Annotated in this window: 17 protein-coding genes and 1 tRNA gene; 14 read left to right on the plus strand and 4 right to left on the minus strand. The window is 36.0% G+C overall.

Features of this window, described 5'->3' with window-relative positions:
• Position 1 precedes the first annotated feature (1 nt).
• From UCH001_RS03365 to UCH001_RS03380, 4 genes are all read right to left on the minus strand, one after another.
• Positions 2 to 400, minus strand: coding sequence for a sel1 repeat family protein (locus tag UCH001_RS03365; RefSeq protein WP_067174293.1), 399 nt, complete (start codon positions 398 to 400; stop codon positions 2 to 4).
• Positions 397 to 1,587, minus strand: a complete 1,191-nt coding sequence (locus UCH001_RS03370; protein ID WP_067174296.1) for a hypothetical protein — start codon at positions 1,585 to 1,587, stop codon at positions 397 to 399. Before UCH001_RS03370 ends, UCH001_RS03365 begins: the two co-directional genes overlap by 4 nt.
• 61 nt (positions 1,588 to 1,648) lie before the next feature.
• Complete coding sequence (gene uvrC, locus UCH001_RS03375; protein WP_067174299.1) at positions 1,649 to 3,448, minus strand: excinuclease ABC subunit UvrC; 1,800 nt, start codon at positions 3,446 to 3,448, stop codon at positions 1,649 to 1,651.
• Positions 3,442 to 3,780: a hypothetical protein gene (locus tag UCH001_RS03380; protein ID WP_231963957.1), complete on the minus strand. Its 339-nt coding sequence runs from the start codon at positions 3,778 to 3,780 to the stop codon at positions 3,442 to 3,444. The genes uvrC and UCH001_RS03380 overlap by 7 nt, the downstream gene beginning before the upstream one ends.
• A gap of 87 nt (positions 3,781 to 3,867) precedes the next feature.
• Between UCH001_RS03380 and UCH001_RS13320 the strand changes: the two genes are divergently transcribed.
• The 14 genes from UCH001_RS13320 (at position 3,868) to UCH001_RS03445 (ending at position 19,119) form a co-directional block, all read left to right on the plus strand.
• Positions 3,868 to 4,017: a hypothetical protein gene (locus UCH001_RS13320; RefSeq protein WP_231963958.1), complete on the plus strand. Its 150-nt coding sequence runs from the start codon at positions 3,868 to 3,870 to the stop codon at positions 4,015 to 4,017.
• On the plus strand, positions 4,014 to 5,474 hold the full coding sequence (gene nadB / locus UCH001_RS03385) for an L-aspartate oxidase (RefSeq protein ID WP_067174305.1): 1,461 nt from the start codon (positions 4,014 to 4,016) through the stop codon (positions 5,472 to 5,474). The genes UCH001_RS13320 and nadB overlap by 4 nt, the downstream gene beginning before the upstream one ends.
• Positions 5,471 to 6,820: a sodium:proton antiporter NhaD gene (gene nhaD, locus UCH001_RS03390; RefSeq protein ID WP_067174307.1), complete on the plus strand. Its 1,350-nt coding sequence runs from the start codon at positions 5,471 to 5,473 to the stop codon at positions 6,818 to 6,820. The genes nadB and nhaD overlap by 4 nt, the downstream gene beginning before the upstream one ends.
• A 13-nt stretch (positions 6,821 to 6,833) precedes the next feature.
• Entirely contained in the window at positions 6,834 to 8,369 is a 1,536-nt protein-coding gene (gene guaA, locus UCH001_RS03395; protein WP_067174309.1) for a glutamine-hydrolyzing GMP synthase, read from the plus strand.
• Between the two features lie 3 nt (positions 8,370 to 8,372).
• Entirely contained in the window at positions 8,373 to 8,999 is a 627-nt protein-coding gene (locus tag UCH001_RS03400) for a uroporphyrinogen-III synthase (protein ID WP_067174312.1), read from the plus strand.
• A gap of 274 nt (positions 9,000 to 9,273) precedes the next feature.
• Entirely contained in the window at positions 9,274 to 10,548 is a 1,275-nt protein-coding gene (purD, locus tag UCH001_RS03405) for a phosphoribosylamine--glycine ligase (RefSeq protein ID WP_067174314.1), read from the plus strand.
• Entirely contained in the window at positions 10,538 to 10,993 is a 456-nt protein-coding gene (locus UCH001_RS03410) for an RDD family protein (RefSeq protein WP_067174316.1), read from the plus strand. Before purD ends, UCH001_RS03410 begins: the two co-directional genes overlap by 11 nt.
• Positions 10,983 to 13,100 (plus strand): LPS-assembly protein LptD, encoded by a 2,118-nt coding sequence (locus UCH001_RS03415; RefSeq protein ID WP_231963959.1) that lies wholly within the window; start codon positions 10,983 to 10,985, stop codon positions 13,098 to 13,100. The genes UCH001_RS03410 and UCH001_RS03415 overlap by 11 nt, the downstream gene beginning before the upstream one ends.
• A gap of 38 nt (positions 13,101 to 13,138) precedes the next feature.
• Entirely contained in the window at positions 13,139 to 15,385 is a 2,247-nt protein-coding gene (locus UCH001_RS03420) for a polyribonucleotide nucleotidyltransferase (RefSeq protein WP_067174320.1), read from the plus strand.
• Between the two features lie 102 nt (positions 15,386 to 15,487).
• A complete protein-coding gene (locus tag UCH001_RS03425; RefSeq protein WP_025343956.1) occupies positions 15,488 to 15,790 on the plus strand; it encodes a F0F1 ATP synthase subunit C in 303 nt (100 codons plus the stop codon).
• 49 nt (positions 15,791 to 15,839) lie between these two features.
• A tRNA-Leu gene (locus UCH001_RS03430) sits at positions 15,840 to 15,924 on the plus strand.
• Between the two features lie 97 nt (positions 15,925 to 16,021).
• Positions 16,022 to 16,282: a hypothetical protein gene (locus UCH001_RS03435; RefSeq protein ID WP_067174323.1), complete on the plus strand. Its 261-nt coding sequence runs from the start codon at positions 16,022 to 16,024 to the stop codon at positions 16,280 to 16,282.
• 90 nt (positions 16,283 to 16,372) lie between these two features.
• The gene (locus UCH001_RS03440) at positions 16,373 to 18,481 is read left to right on the plus strand and encodes a sensor histidine kinase (protein ID WP_231963960.1); all 2,109 of its coding nucleotides are present in this window, start codon (positions 16,373 to 16,375) and stop codon (positions 18,479 to 18,481) included.
• Positions 18,478 to 19,119: a response regulator transcription factor gene (locus UCH001_RS03445; RefSeq protein ID WP_067174324.1), complete on the plus strand. Its 642-nt coding sequence runs from the start codon at positions 18,478 to 18,480 to the stop codon at positions 19,117 to 19,119. Before UCH001_RS03440 ends, UCH001_RS03445 begins: the two co-directional genes overlap by 4 nt.
• Positions 19,120 to 19,203 lie beyond the last annotated feature (84 nt).

Genomic DNA, 19,203 nt, shown 5'->3' on the forward strand with positions numbered 1-19,203 from the left:
ATTAACTGTTTAATTGTATATTGTAAGCAGATGCAATATCTTTACAGGTGATGCTCTCTTTAGCCCCTTGATTAAGAAGCAAAATAGCATCATCATGTTTGATTTTATTCTTAAGATAGGCTTCAGCAAGATAACATTTTGCTTTTACATTGCCTTTCATCACCGCTTGTTCTAAATAAGGTATGGCAAGAGACGTATTGGCTTCAATACCTTCTCCATAAAGATACATTTTGCCAAGATAAAAATAGCCCTGAATAGCATTTTCTTTTTTAATAGAAAGTTCAAAAAGCTCTTTTGCCTGTGGGTAGTTACCTGCTTTGTACGCTAGCATTCCGTCGCGAAAATGATCAGCAAATGCGGAAGAGAGTAATAAGCATATTATTAAAAGAATTTTTTTCATTGTACACTCTCTTTAAAGCGTGTAACTGCTTTTTGGAGAGCTTGGAAGGTATGTAAAATCTCTTCTTTTGTGTCAAATTCTAAACTGGTTTCCAAATGTTCAAAGTGGTGAAAGAGTGTTGAAATTTGCAAATGAAGCGCAACGCTCTTTAGATGAGAAATTTCTTCTTTTGTACGAGTTCGGTTATTTGCATTAATCGACTCCTCTAATAGAGGCATATTCAAATCGAGAGTATGTACATATTCTTCGATAATTTGCGCTAACGTACTAATGTCTAGTCCTAATTCTTCGGCACATTCTGAAAGATCAAACTCTTCATCGTGCTCAGTCATAGGGGTATTTGAAGAAATTTTTAGTTCTTCAACGTGTAATGTTGGATCTTCTAAAAGATCTTCAACTTTATCTTCTGGATAGCTTTCAAGAGGTGCAACAAAATCAAGATCTTTGATTTTAATCTGATCAATAGACTCATATTCTAAAGGGGCTGGAGAATCTTCTTCAGTTACTTCAATGTCTTTATGCTCAGGCTCTTCTAGGATTGTATGATCAAATTTAAGTTTAAAATCAAACGTTTCATCGTTAGCAGGAGCTGATGGAGTAACTTTAAAATCATCCAGTTCGTCATCTTCTATTGGTAAAATAGGTGTTGGTAATGGCTCTGTAAATGACGAAGTATAGTCTTCTTCAAAAGATGTTTTAATCGAAGGAAGTGTTGTTTCAAGCTCTGAAGAAGGAAGAATAGATGGTGCGTCTTCTTCAAAAGAAGTTTCATATGAAGAAAGCATTGGTGGGGGTGGTGTATCAATGCTAGGTTCTAATCCTTGCGGTTTATTCATTGAAATAGGTAAATCATGCTTAAATGGTGCATTCGTTAATTCAACGCTAAAAAAAAGAGGCGAACCGTTGATCTCTTTTTGAAGGTATATTTCATTAATATTTAGGGATGTTTCAATCTCTTTCCCGTTTTTGGTACGAATAAGAACACGTTTGTTCGGAGTGCCGCTATGTTGGGCATAATCAATCCATGAGAAGTTTTTGAATTTGAAGATAAAACCAGGTTTATTTACAAAAAGATCAGCAAAATCATTGTGATAATTACGAAACTCTTCCATGTCTTCATACCCTAGAAGGTACAACTCTTGGTTTCCCATACCCAGAAACAGACCACTCTTATCGTAAAGTATCAAATGACGATCCTTTAATAAACGTTAAAAAGTCCATTCTAACTCACTTATACTTAAAACTAACCTACTTTCTTAAGCCATGAAATAGATTAGCACCTAGCTTTTTACCAACGGTTACCTCTAATTCTTCCTGTGTAGCGCTGTAAATCGCTTCAAAAGTTCCAAAATAAAGGAGCAATTTTTTGATGGTAGCAAGGCCTACACCTTCAATTTTTTGAAGTTCTAAACTCATGTCTCGACCACGTTTTTTTTGTTGATGGTAGGTAATGGCAAAACGGTGAGCCTCATCACGAAGTTTTTGAATAAATTGCAAGCGTTTGTCGCTTGGTGGTAAGTGAAATGACTGGTTTTGATTGTAAAGTAGATCGTATGCACTACCCTTTGAACGGTATGCTTTTGCATCACGTTTTTCTTTTGCAATAGCAAGCAGATCGATAAAAAGACCTTTTTGAACGAGCAGTGTTTTTGCCAGCTTGAGGAGTGTTTCCCCACCATCTAAAATCCAAAGATCAGGTGGCGATTCTTTGGAAAAATCATTAATTCGTCGCTCTAACATCTCTTTCATTTGAGAATATTCATCTATATGATGCAGTTCATAGCGACGGTAACTTGATTTATCAAATCCTTCATCCCACACCACCATAGCACCTACTGGCGATTTTCCACCCAGATGCGAGTTGTCAAAAATCTCAATGCGTTTTGGAAGAGAAGAGAGGTCAAAAAGTGTTTGCATCTGTTCAGCAAGGGTATTATTATTTTTTATACTATGCTGCAAAATGAGTGTTTTCGCATTCTCCTGTGCCATTTGCGTTAAATAGAGTTTTTCACCTCTTTGTGGAACGTTAATGGTCATTTTCTGACCAAATTTCTCACTTAAAAATTGGCTCATATACGTTTGTTCGCTAAATGTTTCCGCAATGAGAATATGTCTCGCAAAGGTTTGATTCATCGGGTTATAAAACTCAAAAAGAGCACGTTGGTAGAGCTCTTCTTTTTCAAAGCCATAGGCATTGTGCATCAAAGTATGGGATGTTGAGACTATTTTCCCCGCACGAATAAAGAGACGCATGACGACTGCTGTTTTCTCCATGATTTCTATGGCAAAAACATCATAATCTTCTAACTTTGAAAGCTCAACATGTGTTATGTGAAGAGCGTCTTTAATAGCGTTGATGATATCGCGAAGTTTTGCTGCTTCTTCAAAGTTGAGTTTCATCGAAGCCTCTTCCATTTTAATCTGTAGAAGGGCTATGAGCTTCTTTTGATCGTTTAAAGACTCAAGAGCTTCTTGAACAATTTTAGCGTAAGCGTAAGTGTCAATTTTCCCTTCACAGGGTGCTAAACAGCGATGAATTTGATAAAAAAGGCAGGCTTTTTTTCCTTTCAGACATCCTTTCTTTTGCACCAATGGAAAAGCGAGGTAGAGTGCCTCTAAAAGGGCTTTTGCTGAACCTGAAAGTGGACCAAAATATTTGATATTTTTGTCATTAATAATTTTGCGTGTCACTTCAAAACGTGGAAAAGGCTCAGAGAGATCAATCGCTAGATAGGGATAGGTTTTATCGTCTCGTAAAAGAATATTATATTTTGGTTTGAGTTGTTTAATCAGTGAGTTTTCTAGGATTAAAGCATCATGTTCGCTTTGTACAACAATGTATTCCACGTTATGCACTTCACTAACCATTTTTGTGATACGAGGTGAAAGGTTTGGTGCAGCTGAGAGTTCTCCTGAAAAACGAAAATAACTCTTCACTCTGTTCTTGATACTTTTGGCCTTACCTACGTAAAGGAGAGTTCCTTGGTCATTAAAATACTGATAAATTCCTGCGCTATCGGGTGCATTTTTAAGTTTTTGGGCTAGCATGCTCTGTTTTTTGTAATGGTTTCTTTGATGGACTCAAATAGAGAACGTAATTTTTCATCTTCGCACAATGTTTCAAAGTTTCCTGTGGCTTGTTCGGCATAGAAAATCTCAGAAGGGCTTGAGGCAATGAGTGTCTCTTCTTCACTTTTTTGATTCGTAACAAACGCTTGCACGTCTTTAACATTTAAGCATGAACACTCTGGAAAATGGGACTGAATTTCTTTTAATAGACTCTTTATTAAATTACGTTTATAATTAAACTCCATTTTTGCGCAAGGATGATTGAGTACAAAAAAGAGAGTCTCATTTTTAGTGTACACAAACCGTATCATACTTGTGAAGCTTTTGGGTAACACACTGAGCAATCTGTCGTAACAGCGTATCTGCTCATATTTCTTCATAGAAGGTTGTTGTACAAGATGAGAAATTATACTTTTGGAATCTTTCATGTTCTCATTATAGCATGTTTAGGCTTTGCTCTTTTTGGATGTGGTTTTAAAGGACCACCGATTTACAAAGAGAATAACGAAACGAAATACCCTAAAAATATACACACAACGATCAAATGAAAACCTCTTACGATGTGCTTATCGTTGGCACAGGTATTGCGGGCTTGAGTGCTGCTTTGGCGTTACCAAAGTCCTTAAGTGTTCTTATCGTTTCAAAAGATTACGCTTGGGAATGCAATACCTTTTACGCACAAGGAGGAGTCGCTGTTGCTAAAGATGACAACGACATTCCTGTGCATATCAACGATACCTTAGATGCTGGAGCTGGACATTGTAACCTTGAAGCTGTTAAGGTGCTTTGTTCAGAAGGTCCTCTGGCTATCCAACGTTTGATAAACATGGGTTTTAACTTCGATAAAGATGAACATGGAAATCTTCTTTACACGAAAGAGGCTGCGCATAGCACAAACCGTATTTTACACGCAGGCGGTGATGCAACGGGACGTTATATTCATCTCTTTTTAATGCAACAATTGCCATTCCCCATTCTTTATAATACGCAAGTAACCGATCTGCTCATTGATGAAGGTATTTGTTATGGTGCACGTGTTTTCCATAACGATAAAATTTTTAATCTTTATGCTAAAAAAGTCATTATCGCCAGTGGTGGCGTAGGATCACTTTATGAATATCATACCAATGCTCGAACAATTAGTGCCGATATGCAGGGCATTTGCCTGAGCCATGGTATTCCTCTTGCCGATATGGAGATGATGCAATTTCATCCTACTGCATTTGTCCTTGGAAATAGCGTACGCAAACAGCTCTTAAGCGAGTCATTAAGAGGTGAGGGTGCTATGGTTGTCGATGAAGATGGCAAACGTTTTGTGTTTGACTATGATTCAAGAGGAGAACTAGCTCCTCGGGATGTCGTAAGTCGTGCTATTTTTAAACATAAACAACAAACGAACAAAGAGGTTTATCTCGACCTTAGTGCATTTTCAAAAGAGCATTTTAAACAGCGCTTCCCAAGCATATATTTCAATATGACCAATATAGGTTACAATGTGCCTGAACAAAAAATTCCTATCTCTCCAGCATTCCACTACTCTATGGGTGGCATTAAAACAGATTTGCATGGAAGAGTACATACTATTAAAAATATCTATGCGGTTGGGGAATGTGCACATACTGGAGTACATGGCGCCAATAGGCTAGCAAGTAATTCTTTGCTGGAAGGCTTAGTCTTTTCAGCGCGTGTCGCGGAAGAAATTACAAAGAGTATATTTGAGCCTCACGTGCAAAATCTCTTCCCAGAAACAGAAGAAGTACTCATACGAGAAAATGATAAAACACTTAAAAATGAACTGCGCCATTTAATGTGGAATTATGCAGGGATAATACGAGAGAAACAGACCTTACAAACAGCATTTAATCGTGTTAAAGAGATACTTGGATTACCGATTGGAAAACTTTTAAGACTTAGACTTTTAGTTTCACAAGAGATTATAACCAGTGCATTGAAACGTAAAACATCACTAGGTGCACATTACATCAAAGAGGAAGTTACATTATGAAAATAGTGTTCGCGTTATTACTTTTAGCTAATACTATTTGGGCTTCAAGTGGACAAAATTTGAGTTCAACATGGGTGGGAATCACTTCATTGGTTATTTTTGTTTTGGGGTATTATGTCATTGCCGCGGAAGAAAAATTTCATATCAATAAAGCAAAACCTGCATTATTTGTAGGAACATTTATATTTATTTTGATCGGTTTTTACAACACAATCAATGGACTTGATCCAAAACCTTTAGCCCATGAAATGGAATTGTTGATTTTTGAAATTGCTCAAATCTTCTTTTTCCTTTTGGTGGCTATGACGTATATTGAAGTGATGATAGAAAGACGCATTTTTGATACATTAAAATACAAACTTGTCTCAAAAGGGTATTCTTTTAAAAAACTTTTTTGGTTTACAGGAACACTTGCATTTTTTATAAGCCCTGTTGCGGACAACTTGACCACAGCATTGATTCTCTCTACCGTTTTGATTACTATTGAAAAAAAGAATCCTGCTTTTTTAGTACCTGGAGCGATTAACATCGTTGTTGGAGCCAATGCGGGTGGTGCGTGGAGCCCTTTTGGTGATATTACAACTCTGATGCCTTGGATTGCTGGTAAAGCTGAATTTTTTGACTTTTTCTATCTTTTCCCTGCTGCCTTTTTAGGTTGGTTAGTTACTGGCTGGTTGCTTTCTTTCTCTGTACCAGAAGGTAAGCCTCTTTTTGATGCAAACACGGAAGAGCGTGTAAGAGTGTTAAAAGGTGGTAGAACAGTCATTTATTTGGGTGCATTCACTATCTTCTCAGCGGTCATGTGTCAGCAAGTATTTGGCATTCCACCTATGTGGGGTATGATGTTTGGTTTTTCTCTTTTGAAACTTTACAGCTATCAGCTTAAACGTAGTCATGATGAAGAATTAAAAACATTTATTGCGATCAGTAAAATTGAACACGATACATTACTCTTTTTCTTTGGTATACTTGCAGCTGTTGGTGGCTTACATTATGTTGGCTATTTAGACTTAGCCGTTAAACTTTACGATACGGCAGGCGCAACGGCTGTGAACATTGGTGTAGGATTTTTATCGGCCTTCATCGATAATGTTCCTGTGATGAGTGCGGTATTAAAAGCAAGCCCAAATATGGGTGTAGATCAGTGGTTATTGGTCACTATGACCGCGGGTATTGGTGGAAGTTTGATTAGTTTTGGATCTGCTGCAGGTGTTGGAGTAATGGGAAAACTAAGAGGTGTTTATACTTTTGGTTCTCATATGAAATATGCATGGACAGTGCTTGTAGGTTACATACTATCATTAGTCATTTGGTATGTACAATTTGAAATACTTGGTTTATATTAACAGAAGGAAGTAAATGAAAGAAGTCCCTATTTTAGTCTTAGATTTTGGGTCACAATATACACAGTTGATTGCACGTAAGCTTCGCGAAAGTGGTGTTTACTGTGAAATCGTCCCTTATAATGAAAAGATCGAAGATATTAAAAAGCGTAACCCTAAAGGTATTATTTTAAGTGGTGGTCCAGCATCAGTATATGCTAAAGATTCGTACCATCCTGATCCAAAAGTCTATGAGTTGGGTCTTCCTATTTTGGGTATCTGCTATGGTATGCAGCTTTTAACACAACATTTTGGTGGTAGCGTTATTCCTGCAACTCATCAAGAATATGGCAAAGCTGAGCTTAAATTTGAGAGTGATCACAAGATTTTTAAAGATACTACATGCGGACAAATTGTATGGATGAGTCATGGCGATCGTGTTGAGTCATTACCAGCAGGATTTGAAAAAATTGGATACAGTGAGAACTCACCTTATGCTGCAATTGCGGATGAAAAGCGCAATATGTATGCATTCCAATTCCATCCAGAAGTTTATCATTCTGAGCAAGGTAGCAAACTGCTTAAAAACTTTGCAAAATATATTTGTGGTTGCGAAAGCACATGGAACATGGGCTCATTTGCAAAAGAGCAGATTGCAAAAATTAAAGCGAAAGTCGGTACTAAAAAAGTTCTATGTGGTGTCAGTGGTGGTGTGGATAGTTCTGTTGTAGCAACACTTTTAGCAGAAGCTATTGGTGATCAATTGGTCTCAGTGTTCGTTGATAATGGACTTTTACGTGCGAATGAGCGTGCACAAGTTGAAGCGATGTTTAAAAGCAGAGGCGTGCCACTCATTACCGTTGATGCAAGTGAGAAGTTTTTAAGCCGTTTAGCAGGTGTTACTGACCCTGAGAGAAAGCGTAAAATTATTGGTGAGACATTCATTGAAGTATTTGATGAAGAAGCTAAAAAACACAATGGTATTGAGTTCTTAGCACAAGGCACACTCTATACGGATGTTATTGAATCTGTATCGGTTAAAGGCCCTTCTAAAACCATCAAATCACATCACAATGTTGGAGGACTCCCAGACTGGATGACATTTGAACTCATCGAGCCATTGCGTGAGATTTTTAAAGATGAAGTAAGAGCACTTGGTGCAGAACTTGGTCTTCCAAAAGATATGCTAGGTCGTCACCCCTTCCCAGGACCAGGTCTTGCAATTCGTATTATGGGAGAAGTGAATAAAGATGATTTAACACTTCTAAGAGCAGCAGATGTCATTATGTTAGAAGAGTTACGTTCTACTGGCTATTATGATAAAACATGGCAAGCCTTTACGGTTCTTTTAAATGTTAAGAGCGTTGGTGTTATGGGTGATAATCGAACCTATGATAATACCGTTTGTGTAAGAATTGTCGATGCAACCGATGGTATGACTGCAACGTTTGCACATATCCCACATACTATTTTAGAAAATATTTCTAGACGCATTATCAATGAAGTCAATGGTATTAACCGTGTAGTGTATGATATCTCTTCAAAACCACCTGCAACGATTGAATGGGAATAAATAATGATCTACTTCTTCAGCGATAAAGCGTATGAGGGGGTAGTGCATCTCCCACTTTTTGAGATCGCATTTGATCCGATTTCCATTAATTTGGAGAAGTTTGATGCGATCATTTTTACTTCTAAAAATAGTGTCAAAGCACTTGAAAAAAGCAATGCCCTCTGGAAAGAAAAAGAGGCATATGCTATTGGTAAGGGCACAGCTTCATACATTAAGCATTGTGGCGGAAATCTTGTGTTTACCTGTCAAGAATCGTATGGCGATTCCTTTGCTACAACGCTTATTTCACTACTAGATGCAAAAAAAGTTTTTTTCCCTCGTGCCAAAGAAGTGGTTTCGCCTATTTTTGAGATATTACATGGTGCGAATATTGCTATTCAACAACACGTTGTGTATGAAACACATTGTAAACATTATCCTAGATCTTCTGCCCCTTCACAAGGCGCAAAATTAATCTTTACTTCTCCTTCAACAGTGCACTGTTTTTTAGAGAATTTTCCTTGGGATGAGAGTTATACGGCTATTGCTATTGGTAAAAAAACAGCTGCCGTTTTGCCTTCATCTGCAAAAATGATTATCTCTTCCATCCAAAGCATTGAGCACTGCATTACCTTGGCAAAAGCTCTTTAGAAGCTAAAATTATTTATAATTAAGGAACTTTAGTAATTTACCTTGCCTGGGTGAAGCGACAACCGTTTTCATGAGGGTCCAACAATTAGTATAAGGGAATTCGTACATTTTTGGTGTGTCTGTGGTTTTGTTTGAGCTTTGCAAAAAGTGAGAAATTGCAGCCTAAAGAAAAAGTCGCTTCCCAGAAGTTGGCTTATTAGGGCCGCTTCAATCTCGGAACGCTCACTTGGGTTTTATCGGTAAATAAAAAATACGATTTTTTTGGAGAACGTTAATGAAAGTCATGGTTGTTGGTAGTGGTGGTAGAGAGTATTCTATAGGTTTAGCACTGAAACGTGATCCGAATGTTACTGAACTTTTTTTCGCACCAGGCAATGGTGCAACTCCACAACTGGGACAAAATGTTACTTTTAAAGACTATGAAGAATTAGCTGATTTTGCTAAAAAAAACAGTATAGAACTTACGGTTGTAGGACCTGAAATAGCTCTAGTTGAGGGCATTGTTGATATTTTTAAGGCTAAAGGCTTAGTTATTTTTGGCGCCTCAAAAGCGGCTGCAAGGCTTGAAGGCTCAAAAATTTTCATGAAAAATTTTCTTTCCCGTTATAACATTCCAACAGCAAAATTTATTGAAACGAGTGATGCTAAAAAAGCTAATGCTTTTATAGAAACTTTGGATTTACCTATCGTTGTGAAAGCAGATGGATTATGTGCGGGCAAAGGTGTTATTATCGCACAAAGCAAAGAGGAAGCCAAAGAAGCTGTTGCCGATATGCTAAGTGGCAAAAGCTTTGGAGAAGCTGGTCTTGGCGTTGTCGTTGAAGAGTTCCTTGATGGATATGAACTCTCGTTATTTGTTGTTTGTGATGGTACTGATTATAAAATTCTTCCTGCTGCTCAAGATCACAAACGTCTTAAAGATAATGATATTGGACCAAACACAGGTGGTATGGGAGCGTATGCTCCAACACCATTGATTGATGAAGAATTGTACAAAAAAGTTGAAGAACGTGTTGTAAAGCCTACTTTAGCAGGTATGCAAAAAGAGAATGCCCCATTTGAAGGCGTTTTATTTATTGGCTTGATGATTGTTAAAAATGAGCCAATTGTTTTAGAATATAACGTTCGTTTTGGTGATCCAGAGTGTGAGATTTTGATGCCTCTTTTGAAGACACCAGCAAGCGAACTTTTCTATAAAGCTGCTACAGGAAATCTAAAAAATTTAAAGATTGAATTTTTTGATAAGTATGCTATTGCTGTTGTTATGGCAAGCGAAAATTATCCGTATGGCAATTCAAAACCAGCAGAAATTATCATTGATAAGAATGTGCATGATGGTTTAGAAAATACACATATCTCGTATGCTGGTGTGAGCCTGGAAGATGGCAAGCTTTATGCAACAGGTGGACGTGTATTGCTGTGTGTAGGGGTTGGGGAAAGCATTAAAGAGGCACGCGATCGTGCGTATTTACTGTGTGGACAAGTCCATTTTGCGGGTAAACAATTTAGAAGTGATATTGCGTATCAGGCACTCAAACATGACAAATGAAGAGTTGATTGAAAAATTTGAAAGTGAAAATATTACGTTAGCATCGCTTCAAAAACGAGGTCTTGCGTATTTCATTGATGAAATTTTGATTTCGGTTTTATTCTCTTTAATCTATTTTGATCAAATTCCTGAAAATATGAGTACTGAAGAGATGATCGGTGCGATTAATAGTTTGTTCGGTTATGTAGTTGTTTTAAAAGTCATCTATCAAACTTATTTTGTTTGGATGTATGGTGCGACATTAGGTAGAATAGCAATGAAAATTAGGGTTATCTCTACAGATGACTTAGAAAATCCTTCCTTTTTGCTTTCACTTAGCAGAGCGGCATTTAGAATTATCAGTGAGTCCATATTTTACTTAGGTTTTTTATGGGCAGCTTTAAATCCAAAAAGAGAGACATGGCATGATAAAGTTGCCAGTACGTTGGTGGTCAATGCGAATTAAATTTTTTGTTTTATTGGTGCTTTCATTAGGAAGCATGTGGGCAGCACAAACACAAAAGACTCCACAAGATGTTGAAGTCTTAGCACAGAGTGTTACTAAAAATGGTACGTTGATACATGCTGTTAATGATGTTGTTCTTTACAGTCCAAAATATCTTATTACCGCTGATGAAGCGTATTATGATCATGAAAGTGGAGATTTAGAACTTTTTGGCAATATTACAATGTTGGAGGGTGTCAGTTACGCATCGCGTAGTGGTCATACAAAACTCAATCTTAACACGGATAAAGGTATTTCTGATCCTCTGTTCTTTTTTGATGAAAAATCAAATGTTTGGATCAAATGTGAAAATGCTATTTTAAATCCAGAAACGTATGTGACAGAAAAATCAATTGTTTCAAGTTGTAATACACAAGAACCTGATTGGAAAATCGCCTTTACAACAGGCGAATTCAATAAAGAGAGTAAGTGGTTACATCTTTATAACCCAGTTTTTTATGCGAATGATGTTCCTCTCTTTTATCTTCCTTATTTTTCATTTTCAACAGATACAACACGTAGAACAGGGCTTTTAAGACCGGAGTTTGGATTGGGACGCACAGAAGGGTTTTATTATATGCAACCTATTTACATCGCTCCTGACGTTGATTATGATGTTGAACTTCGTCCACAAATAAGAACGAATAGAGGCGAAGGAATACATGGAACCTATCGTTTTGTTGATTCTGCTTATTCTTCTGGAGAATTGACAACAGGTTATTTTAAAGAACATAGTAATTATGCCGAAGAAGAAAACCTTAAAAATAGCTCTCATTATGGTTTTAGGATGATGTATGATCGTAGTCAACTTTTAAGTCGTAAATACGATTTTGAAGATGGATTGTGGTTCGATATTAATTATTTGAATGACATTGACTATTATAATACCATGCGTAATGAGACCTTAAGTTACGATAAATTAGCTACTTCTAGACTTAATTATTATGTTACTAAAGATTTGGATTATGTTGGTATGTATGCAAAATATTATATCGATACTTCTAAAGTATCTAATGATACAACGTTGCAGGAGTTACCAACTGTGCATTATCATCATTTTGCAAATCCACTTTTTTTAGATAATTTATTTTATTCTGTGGATTATAAAGCAAAAAATTATGATCGAAAAGAAGGTATGACTGCTTTTCAAAATGAAGTTGATGTTCCTTTTACCTTCTACTTTTCACTTCTCGAAGATTATTTGCATGTAAGTGTTTCAGAAAATCTCTATGCATCCCATATCGCATATGGAAGTGATGATACGCAAGAAAATGAAGGAAAATATTGGAGAAATTATCATAAAATCTCACTCTATACAGAACTAGCTAAACCGTATGATTCATTTTATCATACGATGTTTATCGGTCTTGACCATATTATCCCCAGTAAAGAGGATGAAAATGGTTATATGGCAGATTTTATACCACTCAATACACTTGCAAAGAGTACATCTTTAACATTAAAAGAGTTTTTTTATAATAGTGATGCTGAGAAGAAAGTTAGTCATAAAATGAAACAATTCTATTACAGTGACTATAATTATAAATATGGTGATTTAGAAAACGATCTACAATATTACATAACAGATAAAATTTCATTAGGCCATAATATTCACTATTCTCATGAGTTTAGTAAAATTTCACGTAATCAGATTTCTATCAATTACATGGATGATATTTACTCAACTTCATTACGTTATACATATCAAGGCACTACTTATAAAGAAAATACAATTTATAAAATCATTGAAGATTCGACAGCAAAAAAAGATTATAGTTACGTTACATTATATGCTGATAGTAAATATTTTACTCATTATAAAGTATTTACCTCAATCGATTATGATGTTCGTGAAGATGAGTTCAGATCGTGGGCATTAGGGTTTAAAAAGAGCTTGAAATGTTGGGATTATTCTATTCAGTATAAGGATACAACAACTCCAAAATCAACAAGTTCAACTAATGGAATTGATTCTGTAAATAGACAGGGTATTATGTTTTTGTTCAACCTCTATCCTATGGGAAGTGTTGGATATGAACTTTCTAAAGAGTCAGAACAAAAGTTATAAAACAATGAGATTGAGTTAAAAATTGAAGGAGCATAAGAGTGGAATATAAAATTAATGTTAATAACCAAGAAGAGATTTATGATCTCGGCAAAGTTGCAAAACAAGCAGCAGGTGCTGCATTATTAAAAATTAAAAATACGGTTATTTTAGCAACAGTTGCAAGAGATGATACTCAGGTTGCTGAGAACTTTGTACCATTAACAGTGCAATATATTGAAAAAACATATGCCGTTGGAAAAATTCCTGGTGGTTATTTTAAACGTGAAACCAAACCGGGTGATTTTGAAACTCTAACGTCACGAATTATTGATAGAAGTCTTAGACCACTTTTCCCAAAAGGGTATGCTTATCCAACTCAAATTACTGTTTTTGTATTAAGTTGTGATTCAGAAGTTGATCTCCAAGTAGCCGCTCTAAATGCTGCTAGTGCTGCTCTTTATCTTTCCGATATTCCTGTAAATAAAGCAGTTGCAGGTGTGCGTATTGGCTATATTGACGGACAATATGTTGTGAATCCTTCAAATTCAGCTTTAAAAACGAGTTCATTAGATCTTTACGTAGCAGGAACTAAAGAAGAGCTCTTAATGATTGAAATGCGCTCTATTGCTTCAATGGAAACGATGAGCCTTCCTGTCATGGCCATTGATCCTATGCTGGATCCGACACTTGCAGAGAGCGTTATCGCTAAACAATCTGTAAATGAATTTGATGAAGATGCTATTTTAGCTGCAATTGATAAAGCTCAAAGTGCTATTACAGAAGCTACATCAGCTTATGAAACTACATTTAAGCCTTTGAAAAAAGAAGATGCTATTCTTGATTATAAGCAAGATTTAGTCAATGATTCTATTTATGCCTACATTGACGAATTCTATAAAGAAGAAGTTTATAATGCCATCAATCAAATGGCAAAAAGTGAACGAGCAAGTGAGCTTGGAAAGATTGTTACTAAAATCTTAAGTGATGAAGTTGCCGTTTTAGAAGGTTGGAGCAAAGACCTTGTTGATAGCGTTGTCAATGCCTATAAAAAGAAAATTGTACGTGAAATGATTATTGAAAAACGTGTTCGTGCTGATGGTAGAAAACTTAATGAAATCAGACCTATTAGCATTGAGACAAACTTATTACCTCTTGCGCATGGCTCATGTCTCTTTACACGTGGACAAACACAAGCTTTAGTTGTTGCGACATTGGGTAATGATAAAGATGCACAGATGTATGATCTCTTAACCGAGAAAAATACAATTAATGATACATTTATGGTGAATTATAACTTCCCAGGTTTCTCTGTGGGTGAAGCTTCTCCACTCCGTGCACCAGGTCGAAGAGAATTAGGTCATGGCAATCTTGCTCGTCGTGCATTAGAACCAGTTGTTGATATGAATCGCTTACAAACCATTCGTCTAGTTTCTGAGATTTTAGAATCCAATGGTTCTTCCTCTATGGCGACTATCTGTGGTGGTGCATTAGCCCTTAAAGCTGCTGGCATTCATCTTGAAAAACTTGTAGCAGGTATTGCTATGGGGCTCGTTTTTGAAGGGGATAAACACGCGGTTTTAAGTGATATTATGGGCTTAGAAGATCATGATGGCGATATGGACTTTAAAGTAGCTGGAACAAGAGATGGTATTACGGCTCTTCAGATGGACATTAAACTGGGTGGTATTTCGCGAGATGTTCTAAAAGAAGCTTTATATCAAGCAAAAGAGGGTAGAGCACATATTTTAGGCTTGATGGAAGCTGCAAATGAAGAAATTGTAGTTAATAATGCTATTTTGCCAAAGCTAGAGCTTTTCAATGTTGATCCGTCTAAAATTGTAGACATCATTGGTCAAGCCGGTAAAACGATTCGCGAAATTATTGAAAAATTTGAAGTCTCTATTGACCTCGATCGTGAAAAAGGTGAAGTTAAGATTGCTGGCGAAAATAAAGAAAAAGTAGAAGCAGCAAAAGAACATATTATTCAGATTACAAATAAACCTGCATTTGGTGGACGTGGTGGTCATGGAAGAGATCGTGGTGACAAACACGGACATGGTCACAAAGAAGAGAAACCTATCCCAACATTTATTCAGGATGAAGTTGTAGATGGCGTAGTAAAACGCATTGTCGATTTTGGTGCATTTATTGAGCTCCCTGGTGGTATTGATGGTCTTTTACATGTATCAAAAATTGCTGATCATCGCGTAGATAAAGTAAGTGATTACTTGAGCTTAGAGCAAAAAGTACGTGTTAAAATTTTGAAACAAACAGGAAATAAAATAGAGTTAGGTTTAGAGCGCTAACTTTAAAGGGTTTTTAACAATTGGATAGATATAATCTCGCTCACAAAGTGGAAAGTAGGGATTATATCCGAACAGACTTTGAAAAAAATATAGGAGCAATCTTTGAAAAAGATTCTTTTTTTAATGGTAGCATTTGCAACATTTGCATTTGCAGGTGAAGGTGAAACAGTTAAAGCTTATTCAGCACTTGCTGTAGGTATCGTACTTGGTCTTGCTGCACTTGGTGGCGCAATCGGTATGGGTAACACTGCATCTTCAGCTATTTCTGGAACAGCAAGAAATCCTGGTCTTGGTGGTAAACTTGTAACTACAATGTTTATTGCACTTGCGATGATCGAAGCACAAGTTATTTATGCACTTGTTATCTCTTTGATCCTTCTTTACAAAAACCCATTTCTTGGTTAATTAACAAGTAAATAAAACGAGACCTTTTTTAAGGTCTCACTCCTTTTATGCGGACGTGGTGGAATGGTAGACACACTACCTTGAGGTGGTAGCGCACTACGTGTGTGGGGGTTCAAATCCCCCCGTCCGCACCATTCATTTTCTTCTTAAATTTACTTTCCTATTTTTATAAAATTCGATGTTTAATTATGTTACTATATACCTCCATTTTTCAAGTTTGAAAGGTTGTTAATGAGAGAGTTAGAGCTAAAAAATGTCATTAAAATTGATGGCAGAGAGTTTTTAATTTCTACAATTAGTATGCATGTCAGACACTCGTTTTTCGAAGGTGATTCTAAAAAAATTGTTTACGAGACAATGGTTTTTGAGATCATTAATGATGAAGTACAGTTTCATCATCCTATTTTCAATGAACGCTACAATATGCCTGATGAAGCTATCGCTGAGCATGGTGCAATTATTAAACATCCTGAAAACTTTTTCATCATCTAGATATCCTTTTTCTTGCTTATGAGAAAGATTTTTTTCCTCTTATGTCTTTTCTTCGGAACACTTTGGGCGCAAAATACCAAAGATATTTTGTTGCTTCATTCATATCATAAAGGATATAAATGGAGTGATGATATCTCCAAAGTTATTGAAAAAAATTTTTCAGATAAAGATAATACATTTGTATCGACAGTCTATATGGATACCAAACGTGTTGATACCCCCGAATATTTAGAAGAGTTTTATCATTACTACAAAGAACGATTTAAACATTATAGTTTTGATATTGTCATGGCAGTTGATAACAGTGCTCTTGCTTTTGTGCAAGAGCATTATGAAGAACTCTTCAAAAATACTCCTATTGTTTTTCTTGGTATCAATAATTTTGAAAACAGTTTGATTCAAGGAATAAAGCGAGTCACGGGTGTAGTTGAAAATGTTGATATAGAAAAAAATCTTGATTTAATGCTCGCACTGCAACCAGAATTAGATAAGATCTTGGTGATTAATGAACAGTCTATTACAGGTGATGCTATCCGTAAGGAGATTGATGCAGTTGAGTCAAAATACCGTAGCCGTGTCGAGATAGAGCATATCAATAGTATGGATATGGAAGAGATCGCCTCAAAAACTGCGGAGCTTGGTAAAAATAGTGCAATTTTGTGGGTTCTACTTTTTAAAGATAAAACAGGACGATTTTTTACCTACAAAGATAATTTACAACAGATTCGTAAAATTACAAATACACCTATATATGGACTTTGGGATTTTTATTTAGATTACGGCATTGTAGGCGGTTTTTTAACTAGTGCGACTTCTCAGGCAGAAGCTGCCTGTAAAATCGTGGATCAAATTTTTGCGGGGAAAGATCCGAGTCATATTCCTATTGTAGAAAAAAGCCCCAACCGTTATATGTTTGATTACAAAGAACTTGAAAATCATAGAATTGATCCTTCTCCTGTTCTAAAAAATTATGAAATTATCAATAAACCATTCTCTTTTTATGAAGAGTATAAACAATATGTTTGGCTATTTGCGGCTATTTTTAGTGCAATTATCATGATAGTACTCTTTTTGATGCAAAATGTACGTATTCGAAAACAGAGTGAATTAGCACTTAAAAACCAACTTGAATTTATTAAAGTTCTTCTCGATACGATTCCCAACCCAATCTATTTTACAAATGTTGCAGGGGAATATATTGGTAGCAATACCGCATTTGCAAGACTGTATGATCGTACAAAAGAAGAGATGATTGGAAAAACTATTTTTGATTTTTACCCTGGGGAATGGGCTTCAGAGAGACGCAAAAATGACCTTGAACTTTTGGAAAATAAAGGTTCTGAAACCGTAGAATTGATGTTACATCTTCCGAAAAAAAGAGCACGACTTTTTACACTCAGTAAAGCTGTTTATAGCAATAGTGATGGAAGTGTTGGTGGAATTGTATGTGTCATGGATGATATGACAGAAAGAATGCAACAACAACAATTTTTGATTCAACAATCAAAACTAACAGAAATGGGTGAGATGATTGCAGGAGTCGCACATCAATGGAACGAGCCTTTGGTTGAACTTTCTGCTATCATGCAAGATATGGAATTTTGTTTTAATAGCGGTGAAATGGATCGAACTAAAATGAAAGAGTTTGTTCGAGATGCTATCATTCAGATACAATATATGTCACAAACGCTTAAAGATTTTAGAAATTTCCTTAAGCCATCAACACGAAAAACACTTTTTTGTGCGAAAAAAGCATTGAATGAAGTTCTTGAAATCATTGGTCGACAGATTTTTTATGCACATATTGATTTGCGTGTACATTATCTCAAAGATGAAGAGATATTCCCTGTCTATGGTTATGAAAACGAGTTTAAACAAGTTTTGATTAATGTCATCAATAACGCTAAAAATAAACTTGTTAAGTCTAAAAAAGGAGGGAGTATTACTGTCGAGGTGGATCGTGAAATCATCCATACTAAAATCATCGTGAGTGATGATGGAGGCATTATTCCTGAGAAAATTATTGGATTTATTTTTGATCCGTACTTTACAACAACAAAAAATGGTACGGGACTTGGCCTCTATATGGCAAAAATGATTATTGAAGATAAAATGGGTGGTAGTATTCGTGTTCAAAATAGAGGTACGAATACGGTTGAATTCAGAATTTTAGTTCCCAATACGAAAGGCGGAGAATGAAAATTTTACTTTTAGAAGACAATGCACGTCTCAATGCAACCATCGTCAAACGTCTAGAGGCAAAAGCGTATAGTGTTGACTTTTTTATTGATGGGCAAGAAGCTTATGATGCCCTAGATAATGGCTATACTTGTTTTATACTAGACATTAATGTGCCTAGCCTCGATGGAATTGAAATTCTGAAACAAATACGTGATTTTTATCCTGAAACTCCAGTCATTATTATTAGTTCTAGTGTTGAGCTGGAAGTGATTAAAGACGCGTACAGCTATGGATGTAATGATTTTCTAAAAAAGCCTTTCTTCATTGATGAATTAGAAATAAAAATTGAAAAACTGTGCAATATTCGCCACGATATTGTGGATTTAGGTCATGACTGTCAGTTTGATTTCAAAACGAGTTTATTGCGTATTGGAAGTACAGAGGAACACCTTTCTCGGAAAGAAAAACTGTTATTGAATGTATTAATTAGCGAAAAAGGAAAAGTTGTCACATTTGATAAAATTCAAGCGATGGTATGGGAAGGTAATTTTGCAAGCCTGGATTCTATCCGCTCTCTCATGCGACGATTACGCAAAAAAATCCCTTTTGAATGTATTGAGACTGTAGTAGATGTAGGTTATATTTTACGTTATTGAAATAGTACCTGTAAATGCCTTCGCAAATTTAAGAAAATAAAGTTCGCTTCTTTTATACTTGTAGGTAAAGTATGTCACCTTTTT

This window comes from Sulfurospirillum sp. UCH001, assembly GCF_001548035.1.
Classification (GTDB): domain Bacteria; phylum Campylobacterota; class Campylobacteria; order Campylobacterales; family Sulfurospirillaceae; genus Sulfurospirillum.

Excerpts from the sequence above, each read along its gene's own strand:
- UCH001_RS03365 (WP_067174293.1), bottom strand. The coding sequence starts at position 400 with ATGAAAAAAATTCTTTTAATAATATGCTTATTACTCTCTTCCGCATTT.
- uvrC (WP_067174299.1), bottom strand. The coding sequence starts at position 3,448 with ATGCTAGCCCAAAAACTTAAAAATGCACCCGATAGCGCAGGAATTTAT.
- UCH001_RS03380 (WP_231963957.1), bottom strand. The coding sequence starts at position 3,780 with ATGATACGGTTTGTGTACACTAAAAATGAGACTCTCTTTTTTGTACTC.
- UCH001_RS13320 (WP_231963958.1), top strand. The coding sequence starts at position 3,868 with ATGAGAAATTATACTTTTGGAATCTTTCATGTTCTCATTATAGCATGT.
- nadB (WP_067174305.1), top strand. The coding sequence starts at position 4,014 with ATGAAAACCTCTTACGATGTGCTTATCGTTGGCACAGGTATTGCGGGC.
- nhaD (WP_067174307.1), top strand. The coding sequence starts at position 5,471 with ATGAAAATAGTGTTCGCGTTATTACTTTTAGCTAATACTATTTGGGCT.
- guaA (WP_067174309.1), top strand. The coding sequence starts at position 6,834 with ATGAAAGAAGTCCCTATTTTAGTCTTAGATTTTGGGTCACAATATACA.
- UCH001_RS03400 (WP_067174312.1), top strand. The coding sequence starts at position 8,373 with ATGATCTACTTCTTCAGCGATAAAGCGTATGAGGGGGTAGTGCATCTC.
- purD (WP_067174314.1), top strand. The coding sequence starts at position 9,274 with ATGAAAGTCATGGTTGTTGGTAGTGGTGGTAGAGAGTATTCTATAGGT.
- UCH001_RS03410 (WP_067174316.1), top strand. The coding sequence starts at position 10,538 with ATGACAAATGAAGAGTTGATTGAAAAATTTGAAAGTGAAAATATTACG.
- UCH001_RS03415 (WP_231963959.1), top strand. The coding sequence starts at position 10,983 with ATGCGAATTAAATTTTTTGTTTTATTGGTGCTTTCATTAGGAAGCATG.
- UCH001_RS03435 (WP_067174323.1), top strand. The coding sequence starts at position 16,022 with ATGAGAGAGTTAGAGCTAAAAAATGTCATTAAAATTGATGGCAGAGAG.
- UCH001_RS03445 (WP_067174324.1), top strand. The coding sequence starts at position 18,478 with ATGAAAATTTTACTTTTAGAAGACAATGCACGTCTCAATGCAACCATC.